Origin of the sequence: Streptoverticillium olivoreticuli subsp. olivoreticuli, assembly GCF_003391135.1 — a bacterium.
Lineage (GTDB): Bacteria > Actinomycetota > Actinomycetes > Streptomycetales > Streptomycetaceae > Streptomyces > Streptomyces blastmyceticus.
Genome location: NZ_CP031455.1, coordinates 4572075 through 4596821, shown reverse-complemented (window position 1 = coordinate 4596821; position 24747 = coordinate 4572075). Strand labels below are relative to the sequence as shown.

General features: G+C 71.3%; 21 protein-coding genes. 15 read left to right on the top strand and 6 right to left on the bottom strand.

Going from position 1 to position 24747, the window contains the following annotated elements; genetic code table 11:
• Nucleotides 1-39: 39 nt before the first annotated feature.
• From DXZ73_RS20010 to DXZ73_RS20000, 3 genes are all read left to right on the top strand, one after another.
• A complete protein-coding gene (locus tag DXZ73_RS20010) occupies nt 40-909 on the top strand; it encodes a hypothetical protein (protein WP_116212361.1) in 870 nt (289 codons plus the stop codon).
• A 56-nt stretch (nt 910-965) separates the two neighbouring features.
• On the top strand, nt 966-1547 hold the full coding sequence (locus DXZ73_RS20005) for a Uma2 family endonuclease (protein WP_116212359.1): 582 nt from the start codon (nt 966-968) through the stop codon (nt 1545-1547).
• Nucleotides 1548-1621: 74 nt separating this feature from the next.
• A complete protein-coding gene (locus tag DXZ73_RS20000) occupies nt 1622-1870 on the top strand; it encodes an SCO4226 family nickel-binding protein (RefSeq protein ID WP_116212357.1) in 249 nt (82 codons plus the stop codon).
• A gap of 4 nt (nt 1871-1874) precedes the next feature.
• Here the strand turns inward: DXZ73_RS20000 and DXZ73_RS19995 are convergent, their stop codons facing one another.
• Together DXZ73_RS19995 and DXZ73_RS19990 are read right to left on the bottom strand one after the other, a co-directional pair.
• On the bottom strand, nt 1875-2411 hold the full coding sequence (locus DXZ73_RS19995; RefSeq protein ID WP_116212355.1) for a Uma2 family endonuclease: 537 nt from the start codon (nt 2409-2411) through the stop codon (nt 1875-1877).
• A gap of 91 nt (nt 2412-2502) precedes the next feature.
• Nucleotides 2503-3690, bottom strand: a complete 1188-nt coding sequence (locus DXZ73_RS19990; RefSeq protein ID WP_116212354.1) for a THUMP-like domain-containing protein — start codon at nt 3688-3690, stop codon at nt 2503-2505.
• Between the two features lie 86 nt (nt 3691-3776).
• Here DXZ73_RS19990 and DXZ73_RS19985 point away from each other — a divergent pair, with 86 nt between their 5' ends.
• The 3 genes from DXZ73_RS19985 to groL all read left to right on the top strand — a co-directional run bounded on the left by DXZ73_RS19985 (nt 3777) and on the right by groL (nt 6967).
• Complete coding sequence (locus DXZ73_RS19985; RefSeq protein ID WP_240351422.1) at nt 3777-4631, top strand: polysaccharide deacetylase family protein; 855 nt, start codon at nt 3777-3779, stop codon at nt 4629-4631.
• Nucleotides 4632-4901: 270 nt separating this feature from the next.
• Nucleotides 4902-5210: a co-chaperone GroES gene (groES, locus tag DXZ73_RS19980; RefSeq protein ID WP_116212352.1), complete on the top strand. Its 309-nt coding sequence runs from the start codon at nt 4902-4904 to the stop codon at nt 5208-5210.
• Nucleotides 5211-5344: 134 nt separating this feature from the next.
• A complete protein-coding gene (gene groL, locus DXZ73_RS19975) occupies nt 5345-6967 on the top strand; it encodes a chaperonin GroEL (protein WP_116212350.1) in 1623 nt (540 codons plus the stop codon).
• An 82-nt stretch (nt 6968-7049) separates the two neighbouring features.
• Here groL and DXZ73_RS19970 read toward each other — a convergent pair whose 3' ends face one another.
• Complete coding sequence (locus DXZ73_RS19970) at nt 7050-7823, bottom strand: SDR family NAD(P)-dependent oxidoreductase (RefSeq protein ID WP_116212349.1); 774 nt, start codon at nt 7821-7823, stop codon at nt 7050-7052.
• A 71-nt stretch (nt 7824-7894) separates the two neighbouring features.
• Entirely contained in the window at nt 7895-8563 is a 669-nt protein-coding gene (locus tag DXZ73_RS19965; protein ID WP_116212348.1) for an MOSC domain-containing protein, read from the bottom strand.
• 79 nt (nt 8564-8642) lie between these two features.
• On the opposite strand from DXZ73_RS19965, the gene DXZ73_RS19960 reads away from it, so the two are divergent.
• Nucleotides 8643-9557 carry a LysR family transcriptional regulator gene (locus DXZ73_RS19960; RefSeq protein WP_116212346.1) on the top strand — a complete coding sequence of 305 codons (915 nt, stop codon included), beginning with the start codon at nt 8643-8645 and terminating at the stop codon, nt 9555-9557.
• 38 nt (nt 9558-9595) lie between these two features.
• On the opposite strand, the gene DXZ73_RS19955 is transcribed toward DXZ73_RS19960, so the two are convergent.
• Nucleotides 9596-9907: a WhiB family transcriptional regulator gene (locus tag DXZ73_RS19955; RefSeq protein WP_116215726.1), complete on the bottom strand. Its 312-nt coding sequence runs from the start codon at nt 9905-9907 to the stop codon at nt 9596-9598.
• Nucleotides 9908-10359: 452 nt separating this feature from the next.
• Between DXZ73_RS19955 and DXZ73_RS19950 the strand changes: the two genes are divergently transcribed.
• From DXZ73_RS19950 to DXZ73_RS19930, 5 genes are all read left to right on the top strand, one after another.
• Nucleotides 10360-10971 (top strand): response regulator transcription factor, encoded by a 612-nt coding sequence (locus DXZ73_RS19950; RefSeq protein WP_003948568.1) that lies wholly within the window; start codon nt 10360-10362, stop codon nt 10969-10971.
• Between the two features lie 369 nt (nt 10972-11340).
• Nucleotides 11341-11943 carry a sigma-70 family RNA polymerase sigma factor gene (locus DXZ73_RS19945; protein WP_116212344.1) on the top strand — a complete coding sequence of 201 codons (603 nt, stop codon included), beginning with the start codon at nt 11341-11343 and terminating at the stop codon, nt 11941-11943.
• A gap of 141 nt (nt 11944-12084) precedes the next feature.
• The gene (guaB, locus tag DXZ73_RS19940) at nt 12085-13587 is read left to right on the top strand and encodes an IMP dehydrogenase (RefSeq protein ID WP_116212342.1); all 1503 of its coding nucleotides are present in this window, start codon (nt 12085-12087) and stop codon (nt 13585-13587) included.
• A gap of 187 nt (nt 13588-13774) precedes the next feature.
• A complete protein-coding gene (locus DXZ73_RS19935; RefSeq protein ID WP_116212340.1) occupies nt 13775-14902 on the top strand; it encodes a GuaB3 family IMP dehydrogenase-related protein in 1128 nt (375 codons plus the stop codon).
• Between the two features lie 158 nt (nt 14903-15060).
• On the top strand, nt 15061-16215 hold the full coding sequence (locus DXZ73_RS19930) for a rod shape-determining protein (protein ID WP_116212338.1): 1155 nt from the start codon (nt 15061-15063) through the stop codon (nt 16213-16215).
• A gap of 55 nt (nt 16216-16270) precedes the next feature.
• On the opposite strand, the gene DXZ73_RS19925 is transcribed toward DXZ73_RS19930, so the two are convergent.
• Nucleotides 16271-17542, bottom strand: coding sequence for a nucleotide sugar dehydrogenase (locus tag DXZ73_RS19925; protein ID WP_116212337.1), 1272 nt, complete (start codon nt 17540-17542; stop codon nt 16271-16273).
• Nucleotides 17543-17834: 292 nt separating this feature from the next.
• Between DXZ73_RS19925 and DXZ73_RS19920 the strand changes: the two genes are divergently transcribed.
• The 3 genes from DXZ73_RS19920 to DXZ73_RS19910 all read left to right on the top strand — a co-directional run bounded on the left by DXZ73_RS19920 (nt 17835) and on the right by DXZ73_RS19910 (nt 24746).
• Complete coding sequence (locus DXZ73_RS19920) at nt 17835-19541, top strand: glycerol-3-phosphate dehydrogenase/oxidase (RefSeq protein WP_116212335.1); 1707 nt, start codon at nt 17835-17837, stop codon at nt 19539-19541.
• A 454-nt stretch (nt 19542-19995) separates the two neighbouring features.
• Nucleotides 19996-21831, top strand: a complete 1836-nt coding sequence (locus tag DXZ73_RS19915) for a protein kinase domain-containing protein (protein WP_116212333.1) — start codon at nt 19996-19998, stop codon at nt 21829-21831.
• Between the two features lie 245 nt (nt 21832-22076).
• Nucleotides 22077-24746, top strand: a complete 2670-nt coding sequence (locus DXZ73_RS19910) for a protein kinase (protein WP_116212331.1) — start codon at nt 22077-22079, stop codon at nt 24744-24746.
• The last annotated feature ends 1 nt before the right edge of the window (nt 24747 follow it).

The window sequence follows — 24747 nt, the reverse complement described above, 5'->3', positions numbered from 1 at the left end:
ACCGGGGTCTGACCTACAAGATCACCGAAGGCTGATCTCATGGCTTACGCCGACTCTAACGGCGCTGCGCGCCACGCGCACGTACACCCGCAAGCCACTCCCGGCTACGGCAAGCGGAGCGCCCCCGACCAGGAGCCCCGCCGCGCAGGCGACTTCGCACACCTGCCCGCCCGCGAGGCCCTGATCGCCGCATTTGTCGACCGCCTGCCCGAGGGCGCGGCCATGGATGCGAAGACTCTGGCCGTGAACATCCCCGCGTACGGCCAGGCCGCGTGCCGTACGGCCATCCGCCGCCTCGCGGAGGCGGGTCACCTGCGGATGGTGAAGGAGCACCGCAAGGGTGACGGCGGCAGCATGCACTGGGTGACGCGGACGTACTTCTCGCGCACGGCGCGGGGCGACGCGTGGTGGGAGACGTTCCTGAGGGGAGACGTCGTCCCGGAGGCGCGCCACGAGCCACCGGCGCGCTCGGAGGCGTACGACGCGCTCGCGTCCCTGGGCCGCACCGACCCCCGGATGACGCTGTCGGCGGCGGACTGCCGCGAGCTGGAGGAACTGGCCACGGAGTGGCTGGCGAGGGGCGCGTCACCGAGGGACCTCGTACGCGAACTCACGGCGGGACTGCCCCCGTTGGTGCACTACGCGCGCGGCATGGCCCGTACGCGCCTGATCGACAAGATGCCACCGGAAAGGGCGGAACCGACGCTCGCCGATAAGCCCATGCGGCTCATGGAATGCGCGGTCTGCCACGACCCGGGCCGCCCGGAAGCGCTCCCCGGCGGCGTCTGCCGTGCCTGCCGGGGCGAGGACCGTCCCGAGCCGGCGCACGCCGTACGGGCCGCGCAGGTCCGCGACTACGCGGCAGAAATCCGAGCGGGCATCCGCGCACGCGAAAGGAGCAGTAGGTGACGTTGCTGCACGTGCCCCCTGATGTCGGGGCACCATGGAGGGGAGGAGGCGACACCATGACCCCCAGCACTGCTGACCGCCGGCCCCAGATGAGCATCGAAGAGTTCGAGGAACTCGCCCACTCGGCGCCCGAGACCGTGTGGCTGGAATTCATCAACGGAAAGCTTGAGGTCAAGCCGGTGCCGGACGGAGATCACGGGGAGATCATCATGTGGCTTCTGGAGCAGTGCATGGTGCAGCGCACTGGGCTGCGTCTCTATCCAGAGCAAGGTCTCAAGATCGAAAACTACCGCGCGGGGCGGGCCCGGGCGGATGGCTCCCTCGCGCCCAAGGGCAACTTTGCGGGGCAAGGCGAGTGGGCCAATCCCGACGGTGTTCTGATGACCGTCGAGGTGACTTCACATGACTCGGACACCGATCGCCGTGACCGGAAGGAGAAGCGCGACGGTTACGCCGCCGTCGGCATCCCGGTCTACCTCCTCGTCGACCGTGACGAGTGCATGGTGACCGTCTACAGCGAGCCCAGGAACGGGAAGTACTTGAGCCGGAAGTCGCATCCGTACGGCGAGACCGTCGTGCTCCCCGAACCGGTCGGCATCACCCTGGCGACGGAGGAGCTCAAGGACTACACCCACTGACAGGTCGCGTCGGGGTGGCGGGAAGCGGACGATGGACGTATGGGCATCCCCTCGGCAACCGGAGGTGGCGGGCGATGGCCAAGTTCATGGACGTCCATCACGGCATGAAGGGCATCACGGCCGAGCAGCTGTCGGCCGCGCACAAGGCCGATCAGGCGATCGAGCGCGAGGAGGGCGTGCATTTCGAGAGGGCGTGGGCGGACCCGAAGTCGGGAACGGTCTACTGCCTGTCGGAAGCGCCCTCGGCGGAAGCGGTCAAGAAGGTCCACGCGAAGGCGGGCCACCCGGTGGCAGAGGTCCACGCGGTCCCGCTGTCGGTGTAGGGCTTCAGCTCTCCAGCAGGAAGGCGGTGTCCAACACCGGGTATGGATCCGGGAGTCGAACCTTGCCGCCGAGTGCGGTGGTCGTCGTTGTCCGGTAGTGGCTGAGAGCCGGGTTGTCCACGTCACTTACGGGCTCGGAGTGCACGTACACCCGGCTGGTCTGGCAGTGAACGATGACGTAGACCGGCACTCCGGCAGAGGCGTAGCTGCGGTACTTGGGGCCGGTGTCCAGTTCGGGGCTGGTGTTGGTGACCTCACCCACCAGGTCGACGAGAGCGATCGGATGCCAGCCCCCATGCTCCTTACGGTGGGCCTCATCCGCCTCGGTCGGTTTGCGATGCAGCACGTAGAAGTCGGGGATCACCAGGGCGTACGTACCTTCGACCGGCAGGCCGATGCGGAATCCGGCGCCGGTCCCCATCCATCGGCAACCCGTCATGCGGAGTCGGCGGTGCAGCTCGCACACAACTGTGGTGTGACGGTGGTCCGGTGGTTGTGGGACCAGCACCGTGCCCTCGACGTACTCAGGGCGGATCGGCATCCCGGCTGCTTCTTCGAACCTGATCAGCAGGCCGGCGGGATCAGTCGGATCGATGGCCGTTTTCCTCTCGCCATTGCCGCCGGGTGTACCGCTACGCCCGGACCGGATGCCCCAGCAGCATCGTCGGGGCTCCCGCCGCGCGCGTAAGTACGATCACACAGGAGTTCACCCCTTCGAGTTTCAGCTTCTTGCGCAGATCCTCCGGCTCCACCGCCGAGCCGCGCTTCTTGATGACCGCGACGCCGATCTCCCGTTCGCGCATCAGCTTTTTGAGGTGCTTGAGGTTGAAGGGGAGCACGTCCGTGATCTCGTACGGCGTCGCGTACGGCGTCGGGCGGAGTTCGTCGCTCGTCACGTAGGCGATCGTCTCGTCGATCAGGCCGCCGGTGAGGTCCTCGGCGACCTCGGCGACGAGGTGGGCGCGGATGGCGGCGCCGTCCGGTTCGTAGAGGTAGCGGCCGACCGGGCGGACCGCGGGGTCGGGGAGGCCGCGGCCGGGGAGGGTCGCGCCCGACGGGAGCAGCGTCGCCCGGCGCGTGCCCGGGGCGGTGCCGAACCACAGCACCGCTTCCTTGACGTCGCCACCGTCGGAGATCCACTCCGCTTCGGCCTCGTCCGGGATGGCCTCGTGCGGGATGCCGGGTGCGATCTTGAGCGCGGCCCGGGGAGCGGCGAGGGCCGCCTGGACCGCCCAGGACAGCGGGGGCGAGTACGCCTCCGGGTCGAAGATCCGGCCGCGGCCGCCACGGCGCGCCGGGTCGACGAAGACGGCGTCGTACGAGGAGGTGTCGACCTCCGTGACGTCCGCGCAGCGCACCTCGATGAGGTCGGCCAGGCCGAGCGCCTCCGCGTTGGCCTGTGCGACCGCGCAGGCCAGCGGGTCGCGATCGACGGCGAGGACGCGTACGCCCGCGCGGGCCAGCGCGAGCGCGTCGCCGCCGATGCCGCAGCAGAGGTCGGCCACCGAGCGCACGCCGAGCGCGGCGAAGCGGGCGGCGCGGTATTCGGCGACGGTCTTGCGCGTCGACTGCTCGACGCCGTTGGGGGTGAAGAACATCCGGTACGCGTCCTCGGCCCCGAACTTCGCCACCGCCCGCTGCCGCAGCCGCGCCTGGCCGAGCGCGGCGGAGACCAGCTCGGCGGGGTGCTCACGGCGCAGCCGGGTGGCCGTCGCCAGCTCCTGCGACGGGTCGTGGTCGCGCAGCTCGGCGAGGAGGTGGCGGCCTTCCTCGGTGAGGAGGGAGGCGAAGGCTTCGGTCGGGGAGTTCGGTGCGGGCACGGGGCCATTCTCGCCGACGGGCGGGGGCGTCCACGAAAAGCAGGCCCTGGTCGCCGCACTCGAACGAGTGAACAAGAATCGGATAGGTGAGTTCTTCCATATCCGGCCCCCGGGTCGTCATCGCGCTGTTGCTCGCCGGGCTGCTCTCCGGGTGTTCCGGATCGTCGTCCGGGCCGGAGAAGCCGGAGAAGCCGGAGAAGGCCGGCCCGTCGGCCACTGGGCGGGCGCCGAGTGCCGCGCCCTCCGCCGACACCGGCGCGTACCGCCGCTGGGGGCTGGACGCACCGCTCGCCGCGCCGCCCGCACCGCCCGCGGCGAAGGTGACGGACGGGATGAAGCCGGGGGAGACGCCCAAGATCGTGCGGCGGGTGGCCACCAAGGACAAGGTCGTCTTCGTGACCTTCGACGACGGGGCGGAGAAGGACCCGGAGTTCGTGAAGATGACGAAGGACCTGAAACTGCCCTTCACGATGTTCCTGACGGACGACATCGCCCGCGCCGGCCGCGGCTACGGCTACTTCGAGCAGCTGAAGGACGGTGGCAACACCATCCAGAACCACACCCTCTCCCACCCCAACCTGCGCACGCTCCCGCCCGCGGCCCAGCGCCACGAGATATGCGGGCAGCAGGAGGTCCTGGAGAAGAGGTTCGGGGCCAGGCCGCCGCTGTTCCGCCCGCCGTACGGCAACTACAACGACGCGACCCTCACGGAGGCCGGGAGCTGCGGGGTGAAGGCGGTCGTGCTGTGGGAGGCGACGATGCAGATCAACGACATGCGCTACGCCGAGGGCGACAAGCTGCGCCCCGGTGACATCGTCCTCGCGCACTTCCGCGGTCCGCAGGAGCTCAAGGGCACCTCGATGACCAAGATGGTGACGAACATGCTGCGCAGCATCCAGAAGCAGGGTTACACGGTGGCCCGCCTGGAGGATTACGTCTGAGGACCACGTCCGGCGGGGTGAGGATTACGCCCCGCGGAGCGGGGAAGATCCTCCCGGCGAACGTCCGTCGTCGACGCGCGCGCCGCAGGCGAATTGGCACTCCGCTTGACCGAGTGCTAACCGCGTCATAGTCTCGCTTCCGTTGGCACTCTCCACCCGGGAGTGCCAGACACGGCGACGGGCAGATCCGGCACCCGCGACGACGGATCCGACCTGGTCGCCACCTCAGACAGTTAACCCCGTGAGATCTCCGAAGGGGGAGGTCGGATCGTGACGACCGCCAGCTCCAAGGTTGCCATCAAGCCGCTCGAGGACCGCATTGTGGTCCAGCCGCTCGACGCCGAGCAGACCACGGCCTCTGGCCTGGTCATCCCGGACACCGCGAAGGAGAAGCCCCAGGAGGGCGTCGTCCTGGCCGTGGGCCCGGGCCGCTTCGAGGAGGGCAACCGTCTTCCGCTCGACGTGACCGTCGGCGACGTCGTGCTGTACAGCAAGTACGGCGGCACCGAGGTGAAGTACAACGGCGAGGAGTACCTCGTCCTCTCGGCTCGCGACGTTCTCGCGATCGTCGAGAAGTAATTCACCCGAAGCTTTTGATCTGCGCCCCGTGCTCCCGCTCTTCACCGGCCGGGTGCCCGGGGCGCAGTTCGTTCGAGCGATAGGCGGCCACTGTTGCGTGGCCGAGGATCGCAACGAGAGGACTTGAAGCAACCATGGCGAAGATCCTGAAGTTCGACGAGGACGCCCGTCGCGCCCTCGAGCGCGGCGTCAACAAGCTGGCCGACACGGTCAAGGTGACGATCGGCCCCAAGGGCCGCAACGTCGTCATCGACAAGAAGTTCGGCGCCCCGACCATCACCAACGACGGTGTCACCATCGCGCGTGAGGTCGAGCTCGACGACCCCTACGAGAACCTGGGCGCCCAGCTCGTCAAGGAGGTGGCGACCAAGACCAACGACATCGCGGGTGACGGCACCACCACCGCGACCGTCCTGGCCCAGGCGCTGGTCCGCGAGGGTCTGCGCAACGTCGCCGCCGGCGCCTCCCCGGCCTCCCTGAAGAAGGGCATCGACGCCGCGGTCAAGGCCGTCTCCGACGAGCTGCTCGCGACCGCCCGTCCGATCGAGGACAAGTCCGACATCGCCGCCGTCGCCGCGCTCTCCGCGCAGGACAAGCAGGTCGGCGAGCTCATCGCCGAGGCGATGGACAAGGTCGGCAAGGACGGTGTCATCACCGTCGAGGAGTCCAACACCTTCGGCCTGGAGCTGGACTTCACCGAGGGCATGGCCTTCGACAAGGGCTACCTGTCCCCCTACATGGTCACCGACCAGGAGCGTATGGAGGCCGTCCTCGACGACCCGTACATCCTGATCCACCAGGGCAAGATCTCCTCGATCCAGGACCTGCTGCCGCTGCTGGAGAAGGTCATCCAGGCCGGCGCCAGCAAGCCGCTGCTGATCATCGCCGAGGACGTCGAGGGCGAGGCGCTCTCCACCCTGGTCGTCAACAAGATCCGTGGCACCTTCAACGCCGTCGCCGTCAAGGCGCCCGGCTTCGGTGACCGCCGCAAGGCGATGCTCGGCGACATGGCCACCCTCACCGGTGCCACCGTCATCGCCGAGGAGGTCGGCCTCAAGCTCGACCAGGCCGGTCTGGACGTGCTGGGCACCGCCCGCCGCGTGACCATCACCAAGGACGACACGGTCATCGTCGACGGTGGCGGCAGCCACGAGGACGTCGTCGGCCGCGTCAACCAGATCAAGGCCGAGATCGAGTCCACGGACTCCGACTGGGACCGCGAGAAGCTCCAGGAGCGCCTCGCCAAGCTCGCCGGTGGCGTCTGCGTCATCCGCGTGGGTGCGGCCACCGAGGTCGAGCTCAAGGAGAAGAAGCACCGTCTGGAGGACGCCATCTCCGCGACCCGCGCCGCGGTCGAGGAGGGCATCGTCTCCGGTGGTGGCTCCGCTCTCGTCCACGCCGCCAAGGTGCTGGAGGGCGGCCTGGGCAAGACCGGCGACGAGGCCACCGGTGTCGCCGTGGTCCGCCGCGCCGTCGTCGAGCCGCTGCGCTGGATCGCCGAGAACGCCGGCCTCGAGGGCTACGTCATCACCTCCAAGGTGTCGGAGCTCGAGAAGGGCCAGGGCTTCAACGCCGCGACCGGCGAGTACGGCGACCTGGTGAAGGCCGGCGTCATCGACCCGGTCAAGGTCACCCGCTCCGCCCTGGAGAACGCCGCGTCCATCGCGTCGCTGCTGCTCACGACCGAGACCCTGGTCGTCGAGAAGCCGGCCGACGAGGAGCCCGAGGCCGGTCACGGCCACGGCCACTCGCACTGACGCCACGCGCGCAACGGCCGAGGCCCGGCACCCCTTCGGGGGCGCCGGGCCTCGGCCGTTCTCATGAAGCTCCCGCGGGCCCCTACTTCGGCCCGTACTTGCGGCCCGTCGTGGACGACGCCCGGGACACCGCGCCGCGCGGCGCCAGCCGCATCAGACCCGTGAGCGCCTTGTAGCGCGGGTCCGGCACGGAGAGCGTCTTGCCGTGCGCCAGGTCCCGCAGTGCGGCCGCGACCACCTTGTCCGCGTCCAGCCACAGCCAGCCGGGGACGTTGTCCGTGCCCATCCCGGCCCGCTGGTGGAACTCCGTGCGCACGAAACCGGGGCACAGGGCCATCAGCCGTACGCCCGTGCCGGCCAGGTCGCGCGCCACGCCCTGGGTGAACTGCACGACCCACGACTTGCTCGCGCCGTACGTGCCCCGCGGGGTGAAGGCGGCCACCGACGCCACATTGATCACCGCGCCCCTGCGGCGCTCCCGCATCCCCTCGGCCGCCGCCGACGTCAGCCGCAGCACCGCCTCGCAGTGCACCTTGAGCATCCGCAGCTCGTCGGCCATCGACACTTCGAGATACGCGCCCTTGTTACCGAAACCGGCGTTGTTGACCAGCAGATGCACCGGGCGGGCGCCGTCGCGGAGCCGGGCCTCGACGGATTCGATGCCCTTGTCCTCGGCCAGGTCCGCGGGGAGGACCTCGACCTCCACGCCGTGCCGGTCGTGGAGGTCGGTCGCCTGCTCGTGGAGGCGCTCCTCATCGCGGGCGACGAGGACCAGGTCGTGGCCGTCGGCCGCGAGCTTGCGCGCGAAGGCGGCGCCGATCCCGGCGGTCGCCCCTGTGATCAATACAGTCGTCATACAGGCACGTTAGAGCCCGGGGGCGCTCCGTGCCGGTCCACTGCACTCTTTTGACGGTCCGAAGGGCACGGTCACAGGGCCGCTCGATACGCGAGGGCCTTCTCGCGGGCCTCGGGGTGCAGCGCGTCGCCAGCTGCCAGGACATCCGGCAGCAGGGCCCTTTCGGTGGTGCGCGCGCGGAAGAGGAACGAGACGGTCACGGCGTGATCCGGGCGGTGCACGACGGTGACAGGATCACCCGCACGGACCTCCCCGGGCTCTATCACCCGAAGGTAGGCGCCCGGGGCGGCCTCCTGCGTGAACCGCTTGATCCAGCCCTCCTCGCCCAGCCAGGTGGCGAACGTACGGCAGGGGATGCGCGGCGACGTCACCTCCAGCAGCAGATCCGGGCCGACGCGCCAACGCTCGCCTATGAGCGCGCCGTTGACGTCGATCCCGCTGGTGGTGAAGTTCTCGCCGAAGGCCCCGTCGGGCAGCGTGCGGCCGAGCTCCCGCTCCCAGCGGTCGAGATCCTCGCGGGCGAACGCGTACACCGCCTGGTCGTCCCCGCCGTGATGGCGCAGGGCGACGATCGTGTCCCCGGCGAGACCGCTGCCCGCGATGCCCTTGGGGCCGGGCGCGGCCACGGCGACCGGGCCGTCGGCGGGGCGCTTGTCGATGCCGGTGGCCAGGCCGGGCGCGAAGCCGGGGAGGCCCTCGTCGGTGCGGTCACGGCCGAGGTTCACGGAGAGCAGCTGCATGAAGAAAGGTTAGGCGACGTCACCCAAAGCAGCGAATGGAATTTTACGATCACCCCCAAGGTGGGCTTATGCTCGAAGAATGATCGAGGCTCGTCATCTGAGGGTGCTGCGCGCGGTTGCCGCCACCGGTTCGTTCTCGGCCGCTGCCCGCGAGCTGGGCTGCACCCAGCCCGCCGTCAGCCAGCAGATGAAGGCCCTGGAGCAGTCCACGGGCACCCCGCTGCTGATCCGCACGGGGCGCGAGATGCGCCTCACCCAGGCGGGCCAGGCGCTGGTCCGGCACGCCTCCGGGATCCTGGCCGGGCTGACCGCGGCCGAGGAGGAGATCGCCGCGATCGCCGGGCTGCGGGCGGGACGGGTGCGGATGGTGTCCTTCCCCAGTGGCAGCTCGACGCTGGTGCCGGGCGCGCTCGCGCGGATGCGGGCCGCGCACCCCGGCACCCGGGTCTCCCTGGTCGAGGCGGAGCCGCCGCGTTCGGTGGAGATGCTGCGCGACGGCGACTGCGAGATCGCGCTGGCCTTCCGCTACCCCGAGGTGCGGGGCGCCGACCCCGCCGCGGCCGCGGAGTGGGACGACCTGGTCGTACGGCCGCTGCTCACCGACCGCCTCATCGGTGTGGTGCCCGAGGGGCACCGGCTGGCCGGGGCGGACCGGATCGGGATCACGGACCTCGCCGAGGAGCCGTGGATCGCGGGCTGCCCGCGCTGCCGCAAGCACCTGGTCGAGGTGTGCGAGAGCGCCGGGTTCACGCCCCGGATCGACTTCGCGACGGACGACTACCCCGCGGTCTTCGGGCTGGTCGGGGCGGGGCTCGGGGTGGCGGTGATGCCGGAGCTGGCGCTGGAGTCCGTACGCCCCAAGGGTGCGTGCACGGTGCCGGTCGAGCCGGTGGTGCAGCGCGAGATCGTGGCCCTCACGCTGCCGGACCTGGCGCGGGTGCCGGCGGTGGCGGCGATGCTGGAACAGCTGGCGACGGCGGCCGAGCGCGCGTAGGCGGCCGCCCTCGGCCGGGGTCCCGCTCGGGGAGAGCGCTAGGCCCCGGTGGGCGTCACCGCGATGACCCGGTGTCGCGCGCGGCCCATCAGCTCCTCGCGCTCGTCCTCGGTGAGGCCGCCCCAGACGCCGTAGGGCTCCCGCACCGCAAGTGCGTGTGCCGCACATTCCGCGCGCACGGGGCAGCGCATGCACACCTCCTTCGCCGAGGTCTCGCGCGCGCTGCGGGCCGCGCCGCGCTCACCCTCGGGGTGGAAGAACAGCGAGCTGTCGACCCCGCGGCACGCCGCCAGGAGCTGCCAGTCCCACAGGTCGGCGTTGGGACCGGGAAGGCGGGAGAAATCTGCCATGGCTATCCCCTCGAAGCGATCCGCCGGGGCGATCCGCCGGAGGATCCGGCGGGAGCGGCCCGGCACGAGCGGTCTGATGCGGACGCACTGCCTGTGCTGTTTACGTCTGCCGTGGGAGCAGATGTAAATATGACTGATTGCGAATCTAGTCATAGACACCGGCAAATGGGAAGAAAGACTGCTCCGCCTGGGCAAATGGGGCATAGCTTGTGCGCCGCAAAGGGCGCCCCCAATGCGCCCTGCTCCGTGTCCGCGCCCTCACGTAGAGTGCCGAACGTGGCCGACCGAGCCCGTAACTCTTTCGGGTGACCGTCGTTGAGAGGGCGGAGGCGGTTGACGGATGAAGCAGTCGGGCAGATGTCCGAGACTGCCGGAGAGCGTCGATCGCGCAGGTGACGATCAGTACCAGCCTGGAGGCTCAAGGTGACGCGCATCAGCTGCGGAGGACGGCCATGACATCCGTCCTCGTCTGCGACGATTCCCCGCTTGCCCGAGAGGCGCTCCGCCGTGCGGTGGCGACCGTGCCCGGCGTCGAGCGTGTGACGACGGCGGCCAACGGCGAGGAAGTCCTCCGCCGCTGGGGCGCCGATCGTTCGGACCTCATTCTGATGGACGTACGGATGCCCGGACTCGGCGGTGTCGAGACGGTCCGCCGGCTGCTCTCCGCGGACCCCGGCGCACGCATCATCATGCTCACGGTCGCCGAGGACCTCGACGGCGTCGCGCTCGCGGTCGCCGCCGGGGCGCGCGGCTATCTGCACAAGGACGCCTCGCGCGCCGAGTTGCGGGCCACCGTGACGCAGGCGCTCGCCGACCCGACCTGGCGGCTCGCCCCGCGGCGGCTGCGCTCGGCGGAGATGGGTGCCGCGCCCACTCTCACCGCGCGGGAGATCCAGGTGCTGGAGGGGATGAGTCACGGCCGTTCCAACGCGGAGATCGGACGTGAGCTGTTTCTCTCCGAGGACACCGTGAAGACCCACGCACGGCGGCTGTTCAAGAAGTTGGGCGCCTCGGACCGGGCGCACGCCGTGGCCCTCGGATTCCGCTGGGGCCTGGTCCGCTGAGCCGGGAGTGGCGCGCAGCGCCGTGAGGTCGCGGTGCGCGCCACCCGGGTAGGTGACCGTGCCGTGACCTCATCGCGCGGCCGTCCAGCGCCGAAACTCCGAGGGATGCCGCATCCTTGGAGTGTGACCCCTCCCCGGCCGGAGGCCGAGGCTTCTCACTCGGCCGGCGATGACCCCATGACGGACAAGCCCTGTCCTGTGCCACGCGGCACCGGCACAAGCTATCGGTGGAGTCGTGAGGGCGGGGGCGGGTATACCCGGAAGGGGGAGACGCGAGACGTGAGTACGAGGACACCTACGCGTAACGGTTCGATGCACGACTATGAAGGCGGTGCCGTGGATCGCTTGGCGTCAAGGCACCATGGACCGATGTGCGACGACGACACGACGGGGTCCCCCGCGGCTGCCGCCCCCGGGGAGATCGGCGCACTCGTCACCCTCGCGGTGGAGGGGGACCGGCGGGCCACACACGATCTGCTCGCACTCGTGCACCCCCTCGCGCTGCGCTACTGCCGCACCCGGCTCTCGCGGCTGCCGGGTGACGCCCGGCACTTCGTGGACGACCTGGCGCAGGAGGTCTGCCTCGCGGTGCTCTGCGCCCTGCCGCGCTACCGCGACACCGGCCGTCCCTTCGAGGCGTTCGTCGTGGCCATCGCCGCGCACAAGGTTGCCGATCTCCAGCGCGCCGCCATGCGCCACCCGGGCAGCACGGCGGTGCCCTCCGACGAGATGCCGGAGCAGCCCGACGACTCCCTGGGTCCCGAGGAGCGGGCGCTGCTCAGCAGCGACGCCGAGTGGGCCAAGAAGCTCCTGGCCAACCTCCCGGAGAACCAGCGCGAGCTGGTGCTGCTGCGCGTCGCCATCGGGATGACCGCCGAGGAGACCGGGCAGATGCTGGGCATGTCCCCGGGCGCTGTCCGGGTCGCCCAGCACCGGGCGCTGAGCAGGCTGAGGGCGCTCGCCGAGCAGTGAGGAGGGGGAGCCGGAGCACCCGGCACCCCCTCTTCGTAGGAATATCCAAGTGATGCGGGACTCAGCCGTCGTGGAATGGGACACCTGTGACGGCCGTTAGCATGGGAGTCCGCGCTGGGGCAAGACCATTGGGAAGGTGTCATGACTGACAACGTCGACGGAATGCCCGGGAAATTCGCGATGCTCGGTCTGACATACGACGACGTCCTGCTGCTGCCGGGCGCCTCAGAGGTCCTGCCGAACGGCGTCGACACCTCCTCCCGGGTCTCGCGCAACGTCCGGGTGAACATCCCGCTGCTGTCCGCGGCGATGGACAAGGTGACCGAGGCGCGCATGGCGATCGCCATGGCCCGCCAGGGCGGCGCCGGTGTCCTGCACCGCAACCTCTCCATCGAGGACCAGGCCAACCAGGTCGACCTGGTCAAGCGCTCCGAGTCCGGCATGGTCACCGACCCGATCACGGTCCGCCCGGACGCCACGCTGGCCGAGGCGGACGCGCTGTGCGCGAAGTTCCGCATCAGCGGCGTGCCGGTCACCGACCCGGCGGGCAAGCTGCTCGGCATCGTCACCAACCGCGACATGGCCTTCGAGTCCGACCGCAGCCGTCAGGTGCGCGAGGTCATGACCCCGATGCCGCTGGTCACGGGCAAGGTCGGGATCTCCGGCGAGGACGCGATCGAGCTGCTCCGCCGCCACAAGATCGAGAAGCTGCCGCTGGTCGACGACGCCGGTGTGCTCAAGGGCCTCATCACGGTCAAGGACTTCGTCAAGGCCGAGAAGTACCCCAACGCCGCGAAGGACTCCGAGGGCCGTCTGGTCGTCGGTGCCGCCGTGGGCGTCGGCGACGAGGCGTACGAGCGCGCCCAGGCGCTGGTCGAGGCCGGGGCCGACTTCCTGGTCATCGACAGCGCCCACGGCCACAGCCGCGGCATCCTCGACATGATCTCCAAGGTCAAGTCCAACATCAACGTCGATGTCGTCGGCGGCAACGTCGCCACGCGCGACGGCGCCCAGGCGCTGATCGACGCGGGCGTGGACGGCGTCAAGGTCGGCGTCGGCCCCGGCTCGATCTGCACCACCCGCGTCGTCGCCGGCATCGGCGTGCCGCAGGTCACCGCGATCTACGAGGCCGCGCGGGCGTGCCACGCGGCGGGCGTCCCGCTGATCGGCGACGGCGGTCTGCAGTACTCGGGCGACATCGCCAAGGCGATCGCCGCCGGTGCGGACACGGTGATGCTCGGCTCGCTGCTCGCGGGCTGCGAGGAGTCGCCGGGCGAGATGGTCTTCATCAACGGCAAGCAGTTCAAGTCGTACCGCGGCATGGGCTCGCTGGGCGCGATGCAGTCGCGCGGCCAGGCCCGCTCGTACTCCAAGGACCGCTACTTCCAGGACAACGTCCTCTCCGAGGACAAGCTCGTCCCCGAGGGCATCGAGGGCCAGGTCCCCTACCGCGGCCCGCTGTCCTCGGTCGCCCACCAGCTCATCGGCGGCCTTCGCGCCTCCATGGGCTACGTCGGCTCGGCGAACGTCCAGGAGCTCAAGGACAAGGGCACCTTCGTCCGCATCACGGCGGCGGGCCTCAAGGAGAGCCACCCGCACGACATCCAGATGACGACGGAAGCGCCGAACTACTCGCGTCGCTGAGGTCGGGTGTCCGGCCGGGGGTCCGGGGGTTGCCCCCCGGGCGGAGCGGTCAGATGACGACGGAAGCGCCGAACTACTCCCGACGGTAGTAGTACGTGGTTCAAGAAGCCCGCGACCGCTCAGGCCGCGGGCTTCGCCACGTCAGGGATACTGGATGCGGCAGACGTAGAAGGAAAGGCCACACAACGTGACTGAGATCGAGATCGGGCGCGGCAAGCGCGGCCGCCGGGCGTACGCATTCGACGACATCGCCGTCGTCCCGAGTCGCCGTACCCGCGACCCGAAGGAGGTCTCGATCGCCTGGCAGATCGACGCCTACCGCTTCGAGCTGCCGTTCCTGGCCGCCCCCATGGACTCGGTCGTCTCGCCCGAGACCGCCATCCGCATCGGCGAGCTGGGCGGCCTGGGCGTGCTCAACCTCGAGGGCCTCTGGACCCGCTACGAGGACCCGGAGCCGCTGCTCGCCGAGATCGCCGAGCTGGACGAGACCGCCGCGACCCGGCGCCTCCAGGAGATCTACGCGGCCCCCATCAAGGAGGAGCTGATCGGGCAGCGCATCAAGGAGGTCCGCGACTCCGGTGTTGTGACCGCCGCCGCGCTCTCCCCGCAGCGCACCGCGCAGTTCTCCAAGGCCGTCGTCGACGCGGGCGTGGACATCTTCGTGATCCGCGGCACGACCGTCTCCGCCGAGCACGTCTCCGGTGCCGCCGAGCCGCTGAACCTCAAGCAGTTCATCTACGAGCTCGACGTCCCGGTCATCGTCGGCGGCTGCGCGACGTACACCGCCGCGCTGCACCTGATGCGCACGGGCGCGGCGGGCGTCCTCGTCGGCTTCGGCGGCGGTGCCGCCCACACCACCCGTAACGTCCTGGGCATCCAGGTCCCGATGGCGACCGCGGTCGCCGACGTGGCCGCCGCCCGCCGGGACTACATGGACGAGTCCGGCGGCCGCTATGTGCACGTCATCGCCGACGGCGGCGTGGGCTGGTCCGGCGACCTGCCCAAGGCCATCGCCTGCGGTGCGGACGCCGTGATGATGGGCTCCCCGCTCGCCCGCGCCACCGACGCGCCGGGCCGCGGTTTCCACTGGGGCATGGAGGCCGTCCACGAGGACGTGCCGCGCGGCAAGCGCATGAACCTGGGCACGGTCGGCAGCACCGAGGAGATCCTCACCGGTCCCTCGCACACGCCGGACGGGTCGATGAACATGTTCGGCGCGCTGCGCCGGGCCATGGCGACCACGGGCTACAGCGAGCTCAAGGAGTTCCAGCGGGTCGAGGTGACGGTCGCGCCGTCGCAGCACGACAACCGCTGACCTTCAGCAGGACAGCAGGACAGCAGGGCCCGGACCGCTTCGGCGGTCCGGGCCCTGCGTGCTTCCCGCGGTGTCGCCGGCCCCGCGGTGTCACCGACAGCGAGCGGACCGCTGTGAGCTCCGTATAAAAGTTCGACGGTAAGGAATAATGGCAACTTATGGCGCAAAGCAAGTCGTTCAGCGGCAGGGACATGGGGATCGACCTCGGCACGGCGAACACGCTGGTGTACGTGCGGGGCAAGGGGGTAGTGCTCAACGAACCATCAGTTGTCGCCGTCAACGCCGAGGACGGCAGCGTGCTGTCGGTCGGTCATGAGGCCAAGGAGACGATCGGCCGCACCCCCTCGAACATCGTCGCGGTCCGCCCGCTGCGCGACGGCGTCATAGCCGACTTCGAGATAGCCGAGCGGATGATGCGGCACTTCATCAAGAAGGTGCTGGGCAACCGCCGTTTCACCCGCCCGCGCGTCGTGGTGTGCGTCCCGTCCGGCATCACCGGTGTCGAGCGGCGCGCGGTCATCGAGGCCGCGTCCCGGGCCGGGGCCCGTCAGGTGCACCTGGTGGAGGAGCCGATGGCGGCGGCGATCGGCGCGGGGCTGCCGGTCAGCGAGCCGACCGGCTGCATGGTCGTCGACATCGGCGGCGGCACCACCGAGGTCGCGGTGATCTCGCTGGGCGGCATCGTCACGGCCCGCTCCGTGCGGACCGCCGGTGACGCGATGGACGTGGCGATCACCTCGTACGTGAAGAAGAAGTTCTCCCTCGCCATCGGGGAACGCACCGCCGAGGAAATCAAGATGAGCATCGGCTCGGCCTCGCCCACGGGCTCCTGGACCGCCGCCGGGCTCACCGCGCTCGCCAAGCAGCTGGAGAAGAACGACGGCCTGGAGGACGCGGGCGGCGACCCGGAGGAGACGCAGGGGCTGCTGCCGCCGGACCGCTTCACCATTCGCGGTCGCGATCAGGTCAGCGGTCTGCCGAAGACGCTGGAGCTGACGGCGGACGAGATCCGGCACGCGCTGACCGAGCCCGTCGACGCCATCGTCATGGCGGTCCGCCAGACCCTGGACGAGACGCCGCCGGAGCTGGCGGGCGACATCATGGACCGCGGCATCGTCCTCACCGGCGGCGGCGCGCTGCTGCGCGGCCTGGACGTACGGCTGAGCAAGGAGCTCGACATCCCGGTCATCGTCGCCGACGAGCCGCTGGACTGCGTCGCCGTCGGCACGGGGCGCTGCGTGGAGGACTTCGCGTCGCTGAAGACGGTCCTGGACGCGCAGCCGAACCGTCTGCTGGGCACCGGAAGGCTGTAGGGACCGGGGTTCGCCGGACGGGCTTGATCCGGTCGGCCTCGGCCCGATCAGGCCCTCACAACCGGTGGGCCGCACCCGCCGGCGTCGCTCCCCGTGTGTCCAGCAGCAGTTGTGCCTTCACCGCCAGCCCCTGGAGGTCGTACGTGCGGTGGTGCTGGAGCAGCACCGTCAGGTCCGCCTCCGACGCCGCCTCGTAGAGGCAGTCCGCCCGCGGCACCGGCTGGCCGAGCACCCGCCACTGCGCCACGTACGGGTCGTGGTAGCTGAGCTGGGCGCCCAGCTCGATCAGCCGGGAGCCGATCTCGCGGGCGGGGGAGCCCTCCTGGTCGGCGATGTCCGCCTTGTAGCTGACGCCGAGCAGCAGGACGCGCGCGCCGCGCGCGGACTTGCCGTGTTCGTTGAGGAGCGTGGCGCAGCGCTGGATGACATAGCGCGGCATCCGCCCGTTGACCTCCTGCGCGAGCTCGACCATGCGCAGCGGATAGCCGAGGCTGCGGCCTTTGTAGGAGAGGTAGTTGGGGTCGACGGGCACACCGTGACCCCCCACCCCGGGCCCCGGGCGGAAGGCCTGGAAGCCGAAGGGCTTGGTCTCCGCGCACCGCACGACGTCCCACATGTCGACGCCGATGTCATGGCAGAAGACCGCCATCTCGTTCGCGAGTGCGATGTTGACGTGCCGGTAGTTGGTCTCCAGCACCCGCACCGCCTCCGCCTCGCGCGGCCCGCGCGCCCGGACGACCTTCTCGCAGATCCGCCCGTAGAAGGTGGCGGCGGCCTCCGTGCAGGCCGAGGTGAGGCCGCCCAGCACCTTGGGGGTGGTGGTGTAGTTGTGCCGGCGGTTGCCGGGGTCGGTCCGGCTGGGGGAGTACGCCAGGTGGAAGTCGCGCCCGGCGCGCAGCCCGGAGCCGGCCTCCAGCAAGGGACGCAGGTATTCCTCCGTGGCTCCTGGGTAGACGGCCGATTCCAGGAGCACCGTGGTGTGCGGGCGCAGCCGCGCCGCGAGCGTGCGGGCCGCGTCCCCGACGGGCGTCAGGTCCAGCGCCCGGTCCTCGCCCAGCCGGGTGGGGACGCAGATCACGGCCGTACGGACCCTGCCGAGCTCGGCGTCCGCGGTCGTCGGCCGGAACCCGGCGGCGAGCATCCGGCGGACGTCGGCGGCGGTGAGGGTGCCGTCCACGTCCTCCGAGGGCAGCCGCCCGGCCCGCAGCTCGGCCACGGTGTCCGGGTCGGGGTCGTAGCCGATGGTGGCGATGCCGGCGGCGGTGGCTGCCCGGACGAGAGGGAGGCCGAGGGGGCCCAGACCGATGACGGCGAGATCTGCGGGCATGGCGAGGCGGTCCTTCCCGAGGGGCGATCCCTGGACGGCCCTGGAGGGGGTACATCAGGTTAAGCGGATATATGACTGTTATGAGGGATTGCGGCGGCGTGGCTCGCGCCCGGGCGGCTCCGGCACGGCCAAAGTGACCGATCTGAGGCAGCATCGAAGGAGACAGCGGCTTCGACGGAGGTCCGGACAGCGGCTTCGGCAGAGGCGGAAGCACGGCCGTGCGAGCGGCGGTGGCCGAAGCGGACCGGCTAATCGGTGAACGGCAGTGACAGCGGTCGAGCGGGAGGCAGCGGTGAGGACAGCGACACTCGGGCCGGTCGAGCGCGGCGAGGCGCTCGCCCGGATGGCGGAGCGGGAACTGGACATCCTGGTGGTCGGCGCCGGAGTCGTCGGCGCGGGCACCGCGCTGGACGCGGCCACCCGCGGGCTCTCGACCGGCCTGGTCGAGGCGCGCGACTGGGCGGCGGGCACCTCGAGCCGGTCCAGCAAGCTCATCCACGGAGGGCTGCGCTATCTGGAGATGCTCGACTTCGCGCTCGTGCGCGAAGCGCTCAAGGAGCGCGGGCTCCTGCTGGGGCGGCTCGCTCCGCACCTGGTGAAGCCCGTCCCCTTCCTCTACCCCCTCCAGCACCGCGGCTGGGAGCGCCTCTACGCGGGCTCGGGGGTCGCCCTCTACGACGCCATGTCGGTCTCCTCGGGCCACGGCCGCGGCCTGCCCACCCATCGCCACCTCACCCGCAAGCGCGCGCTGCGGGTCGCCCCGTGCCTGCGCAAGGACGTGCTGGTCGGCGCGTTGCAGTACTACGACGCCCAGATGGACGACGCCCGCTACGTCACCACCCTCGTGCGCACCGCCGCGGCCTACGGTGCCGACGTGGCCAACCGGGCGCGCGTGGTGGGCTTCCTGCGCGAGGGGGAGCGGGTCGTCGGCGCCCGGGTGCACGACCTGGAGCAGGGCGGCGAGTTCGAGATCCGGGCCCGGCAGATCGTCAACGCCACGGGCGTGTGGACCGACGACACGCAGAAGCTGATCGCCGAGCGCGGGCAGTTCCACGTACGGGCGTCCAAGGGCATCCACCTGGTCGTGCCGAAGGACCGCATCCACTCCAGCACGGGCCTGATCCTCCGCACGGAGAAGAGCGTGCTCTTCGTGATCCCCTGGGGCCGGCACTGGATCATCGGCACGACCGACACCGACTGGGACCTGGACAAGGCGCACCCCGCGGCCTCCAGCGCGGACATCGACTATCTGCTCCAGCACGTCAATTCCGTGCTCGCGGTGCCGCTCACCCGCGATGACGTGCAGGGCGTCTACGCCGGGCTGCGCCCGCTGCTGGCGGGGGAGTCGGACGCGACGAGCAAGCTCTCCCGCGAGCACACCGTGGCGCACCCGGTGCCGGGGCTGGTGGTCGTGGCGGGCGGGAAGTACACCACGTACCGGGTGATGGCCAAGGACGCCGTCGACGAGGCGGTGCACGGCCTCGCGCAGAAGGTGGCGGAGTGCGTCACGGAGGACGTGCCGCTGGTGGGTGCCGAGGGCTACCGGGCGCTGTGGAACGGCCGCGCGCAGATCGCCCGGCGCACCGGTCTGCACGTGGCGCGCGTCGAGCACCTGCTCAACCGGTACGGCTCGATGGTGGACGAGGTGCTGGAGCTCGTCACCTCCGACCCGACCCTGGGCGAGCCGCTCGCCGGTGCGGACGACTACCTGCGGGCGGAGGTCGTCTACGCGGCCTCGCACGAGGGCGCGCGCCATCTGGACGACGTCCTGACCCGCCGTACCCGGATCTCCATCGAGACCTTCGACCGCGGCACCCGCTCCGCGCGGGAGGCCGCCGAGCTGATGGCGCCCGTGCTGGGCTGGGACCACACCCAGGTCGAGAAGGAGATCGAGCACTATGAGAAGCGGGTGGAGGCGGAGCGCGAATCGCAGCGGCAGCCCGACGACCTGACGGCGGACGCGGCCCGGCTGGGAGCACCGGACGTACAGCCGATCTGAGCGGCCGGTCTTGAACAGCGGGCCCTGAACAGCCGGTCCGAGCGGAACCGATCGTCTTCGTGTGGGTGAGTCGGGAGTGTCGTTGTTGACGTCATAACTGAGGGAGTGTCGCCTGCGGATGCGTACATACGGTTCGTTAACAGGGCACCCATGAGCATCCCGTGACAGCTCGGCCGGTCCGGGAACCGCTCCGGCCGAAAGCAGGTCCCTCAGTGAAGACGGGGCGGAGCGGCACACTGCTGTGCCACCGTCAGCACCGGTGCGGTGACGGCGCAGGTCGGACGGGGTGCGCGCGGCGGTGACCGGTGTGCGGTGCGGAGCGGTGGCGGGGCGTCGGCATGCGGCCATCATCCGGGGGCCCGCGGACCCTGGCCTTCCACCGGTCCGCGGATGAGAGACAATGGTGGCTCTGCCAGGGTGGGTTGGTCGCAGAGCTGATTGCCAGAGGGGACGCATGTCGGAGGCGGAGCAGACGCAGGGCACGGCAGGGCGCCTCCTGGCCGGGCGGTACCGCCTCGGGGACGTCCTCGGGCGCGGCGGCATGGGCACGGTCTGGCGGGCGACCGACGAGACCCTGGGCCGTACGGTCGCGGTGAAGGAACTGCGGTTCCCGGCCAACATCGACGAGGACGAGAAGCGCCGCCTGATCACGCGCACGCTGCGCGAGGCCAAGGCGATCGCGCGCATCCGCAGCGCGGGCGCCGTCACCGTCTACGACGTGGTGCACGAGGACGACCGGCCGTGGATCGTCATGGAGCTCATCGAGGGCCGCTCGCTCGCCGACGTCATCCGTGAGGACGGGCCGCTGAAGTGGCGGCGCGCCGCGGAGGTCGGCCTGGCCGTCCTGGACGTGCTGGGCGCCGCGCACCGCCAGGGCATCCTGCACCGCGACGTGAAGCCGTCCAACGTGCTGATCGCGGACGAGGGCCGCGTGGTGCTCACCGACTTCGGTATCGCGCAGGTCGAGGGCGACCCGTCGGTCACCTCCACGGGAATGCTGGTCGGCGCGCCCTCGTACATATCACCGGAGCGGGCGCGCGGCCAGAAGCCCGGCCCCCCGGCGGACATGTGGTCCCTGGGCGGCCTGCTGTACGCGGCGGTCGAGGGCGCCCCTCCGTACGACAAGGGTTCGGCCATAGCCACCCTCACCGCCGTGATGACGGAGCCGCTGGGGCCGCCCCGCAACGCGGGACCGCTGGCGGATGTCATGTACGGGCTGCTCGCCAAGGACCCCGAGAAGCGGCTGGACGAGGCGGGCGCGCGGGCGCTGCTGACCGGTGCCGTCAACGCGCCGGACGAGCGGCTGCCGAAGCCGCCCGCGCCGGAGCCCGAGCTGGACGCGACGCAGGCGATCGCCATTCCGGCGATCCCGGAGGCGGCCTCGCGGTCTGCCTCGTCGCGGTCGGGCGGGAAGGCGTCGGCGAAGCCCTCGGGCAAGCCGTCCCCGAAGAAGTCCGGTGCGTCCGCCGACGGCCCGTCGAAGCCGTCGGCCGCGAAGCCCGCTGTCGTGGGGCACTCCGGTGCCGCCGCCCAGATCTCCCGGGACGGCGCGCCCGGAGCCGGCGGCGGTCTGCAGCGGGTGACGTGGGAGCGGGCCTCGGTCATGGAGGTCGTGCCGCGCCGCACCCTGGTGATCGTGGCGGTCGTCGTCGTGCTCGCCGTCGTCGGCACGGTGCTCGCCTTCGCGGTGGGCAACGACGGGAACGGCGGTGCGGACAAGGGCGGTAAGAACGGCAAGGCCGTCAAGTCCGCGTCCGCGTCGGTGCCGGGTGGCCTCCCGGGCGCGGCGGATCAGCCGGCGCCCGGCAACGCCAAGCGCGGTGCCGAGGCCGGCTACGAACGGGTCGAGAACGACGCGTACGAGTTCGAGATCGACATGCCCAAGGGCTGGCGGCAGACCGGCACGGCGGGCGACCACTCCGGTGCCGTCTACAGCGCCAAGGGCGGTTTCCCCCGGCTCCAGGTCGACTTCGGGCCCGAACCGCAGTCGGACGCCGCCAAGGCATGGCGCGAGCTGGAGTCCGGCGCGAAGCACAGCATGAAGAACTACAAGGGCCTCGGCATCAAGGAGGTCCGCGGCTGGGACGGCCACGACTACCCGACCGTGGCCGACTGGTCCTTCGAACGCGACCAGGACGGCAAGCGCGTCCAGGTCCTCAACCGTGGCTTCAAGGCGGACGACGAGCACGGCTACGCCATCATGATCACGTGCGAGAAGGCCGCGTGGAACGGCGCGGAGTGCACCTCCCTGCGCGACACGGCCTTCAGGACGTTCACGCCGGAGGACTGACCCCGTCCCGGCCGGGAAGCGCGTGACCCGAGGGAGACCGGTCCGCTCCCCGGGCCCGTGGGGCAGAACAAGACGGCGTACGCGGCGACGTACTGAGCCGTACGGCCCCGAAGGGGTGGGTTCGGCACGTATCGTGAGTTGTCGTGGACGGTACGCAACCACAATAGGCAGCAAGATGACCGGTGTTGACGGCCGCTCGACCGTCATCCGGGCGACGGTGCGGATCACGCGCGTGGGGAGGCGTCGTGGACGATTACGCGGGACGGGTGCTCGCCGACCGCTATCGCCTGCCGCTGCCGCCGTCCGATGTGTTCGAGCTCGTGGAGACGCGCGCCTTCGACACCTACAGCGGCCAGGAAGTCCTCATCCGGCAGATCCCGTTGCCGGAGGTCGTGGAGGCCGAGGTCGAGGGCGAGGGCGAGGAGGTCCGCGGCACCGGACCCGCCGCTTCCGCGCACCAGGGGCCCGCGCACAAGGGGCCCGCCCGCCGGGGGCCCGGCGACTCCGCGGTGCGCCGCGCGCTCGCGGCCGCCACCGCCGCCGCGCAGATTCCCGACCACCCCAGGCTCGACCAGGTCTTCCACGTCTTCGCGGAGGGGAGCAGCCTGTGGATCATCAGCGAGCTCGTCTCCGCCCGTCCGCTCGCCGCGCTCCTCGCCGAGCGTGCCCTCTCCCCGCATCGCGCCGCCGAAGTCGCCGCCGACGTCCTCACCGCCCTGCGCGCCCTGCACTCCCACGGCTGGACCCACCGCAACATCACCACCCGCACGGTCCTCATCTGCGACGACGGCCGCGCCATTCTCACCGGCCTGGCGGCGGGCGCGGCGGAAGAGGCCCTGTGCGGCTACGACCCGGTGCCGGAGGGCATGGCTCCGGCGACAGGCACGGGTGACGGGGCGGTGCCCGGCGCACGTCCGGGTGCGCCCGGCCCCGGTGGCGGAACTCCCGGGCGCGCTGCGGGAGCCTCTGGCGGCGCTTCGCGGCCGGCGGGTGGCGGCCCCGGGCCGGGCGCGGCGAGTGGTCCCGCGCAGGGTTCCACGCAGACCGGACCGTCGGCGTACGGCGCCTCCGGCGGTGGGAGCCGGGTGCCGAGACCGGGCGCCGCGGGGCACCCCCAGGGCGGGTCCGCGTACCGCGACCAGGGCGCCGCGGGCGGATTCCTGCCGGGCGGTACGCCGCCCCGTCCCCGGGCGCCGCAGGACGGCTCCGGGCCGTCGCAGCAGCCCGGTGCAGGCGCCCCCGCGCGAGGGCCCCAGGACCCCCGGGCGGCACGGGCCGGAGCCATCGCCGCATACCGCGCGGGCGCGCGCGCCGCGGCGGCGCGGGCGGCCGCGGAGAACGCCGCGCACACCCCGACGGGCACCTCCACCTGGGGCGGCGGCAGCGCCGCCAGCGGCACGGCCCCCGCGGCAGGCCGCATGCCGTCACCGCGCCCGGTCCCGGGTGCCCCCCGCGCCTTCGGCCCGGCGTCCCCGGAGGGCGCGGCGGCGCTTCCCGCGCCCCGCGCGAAGGGCTCCGCTCCGGCCGGCGACGGTGAGGGCGGCCCGGCCGCCTCCCCGGCCGGTGCCACTCCCGGCGGCTGGGGAGGCGAGGGCTCCGCGGCAAGCGCGTACGCCGCCGAACGGGCCCGTCAGGCGCGGATGGTGGTGGTCGGGGCCGTCACCGAACGCTGGTCGCCCGAGCAGGCGTGGCCGGTGCAGGAGAGCTGGCAGCTCGCCCCCCCGGTCGGGCCCGCCGCCGACCTGTGGGCCCTGGGAGCCCTGCTCTTCCGCGTCGTGCAGGGCCATGCCCCGTACCCCGAGGACAGCACGGCGGACCTCCTCCAGCTCGTCTGTGTGGAACCGCCCGCGTACGCCGAGGAGTGCGGCGCGCTGCGGCCGGTGGTCGAGTCCCTCATGCGCAAGGACCCCGCAGAGCGGCCGGAGTTCGAGGAGCTGCGCGGCTGGCTGCGGTCCCTCATCCGCTCGGCACCCGAACCCGACATCGGCAGCCGCACCGTCACCGTGCCCTCGATCGGGCCGGGAGTCCCCGCCGATCAGCACCGGCTGCCGGTCATCCGGCGCAAGGGCGAGCTCGTGCGCCGCAGGCGCGGCCGTCCGGTCACGGCGGTGGACTCCGCGGCGGCCGCGCACGGGCGGCACAAGAAGACCGCCAAGGACCAACTCCAGCCGCGCGCCCGGGCCCACACCACCGGGCACCTCCAGGAGCAGCGCGTCAGCACCCGGCGCGGCCCCCTCAGCCTCGGGCGGTTACTGCTGGGGCTGATCCTGCTCGTGCTGATCGGAGTGGTGCTGTACGCCGTGCTGTTGATGCCCGGCGCCGACAAGAGCGAGGGGAAGGCGCCGACGGAGCACACCGGCACGACCGGTGCCCCGAGCGCGGTCCCCAACGCCCCGGCCACCGAGGGCAAGGCGGGCCAGGCGTCCGTGGGCTCGGACGGGCCGTCCACCGAGGCCGAGGGTCTGGCGAAGGGATTCGCCCTGCGCCAGGATCCCAAGGGCTTCACCGTGGCCGTCGCCAAGGAGTGGCAGCGGCGCGGCGAGAACGACCGGGGCCAGGTGGTTTATTTCGGTGGCGACTGCCAACTGGTCGTCGTGCCCGGGCGGGACAAGGTCACCGAGTTCGGCAGCGACCCCATGGCCTACCAGCAGGACAAGGAACCGGAACTCGACGCCTACCGCTCGTCCTCCTGGTCGGGCGCCTCCGGCCTGCGCCGCATCGACGTCGGGCAGCGCGCGTCGGCGGAGGGCACGTTCAACTGGAACGACAGCAGCGGTCGGCAGGTCTATGTGCGCAACTCCGCGATGATCCTGGGCGGCCGCTATCACGTGCTCCAGGTGATCGGCCCGATGAACGAACAGCGCACGGTCGACGGGTACTTCGACCAGGCCACCGCCACCTACCGGACCCGCTGAG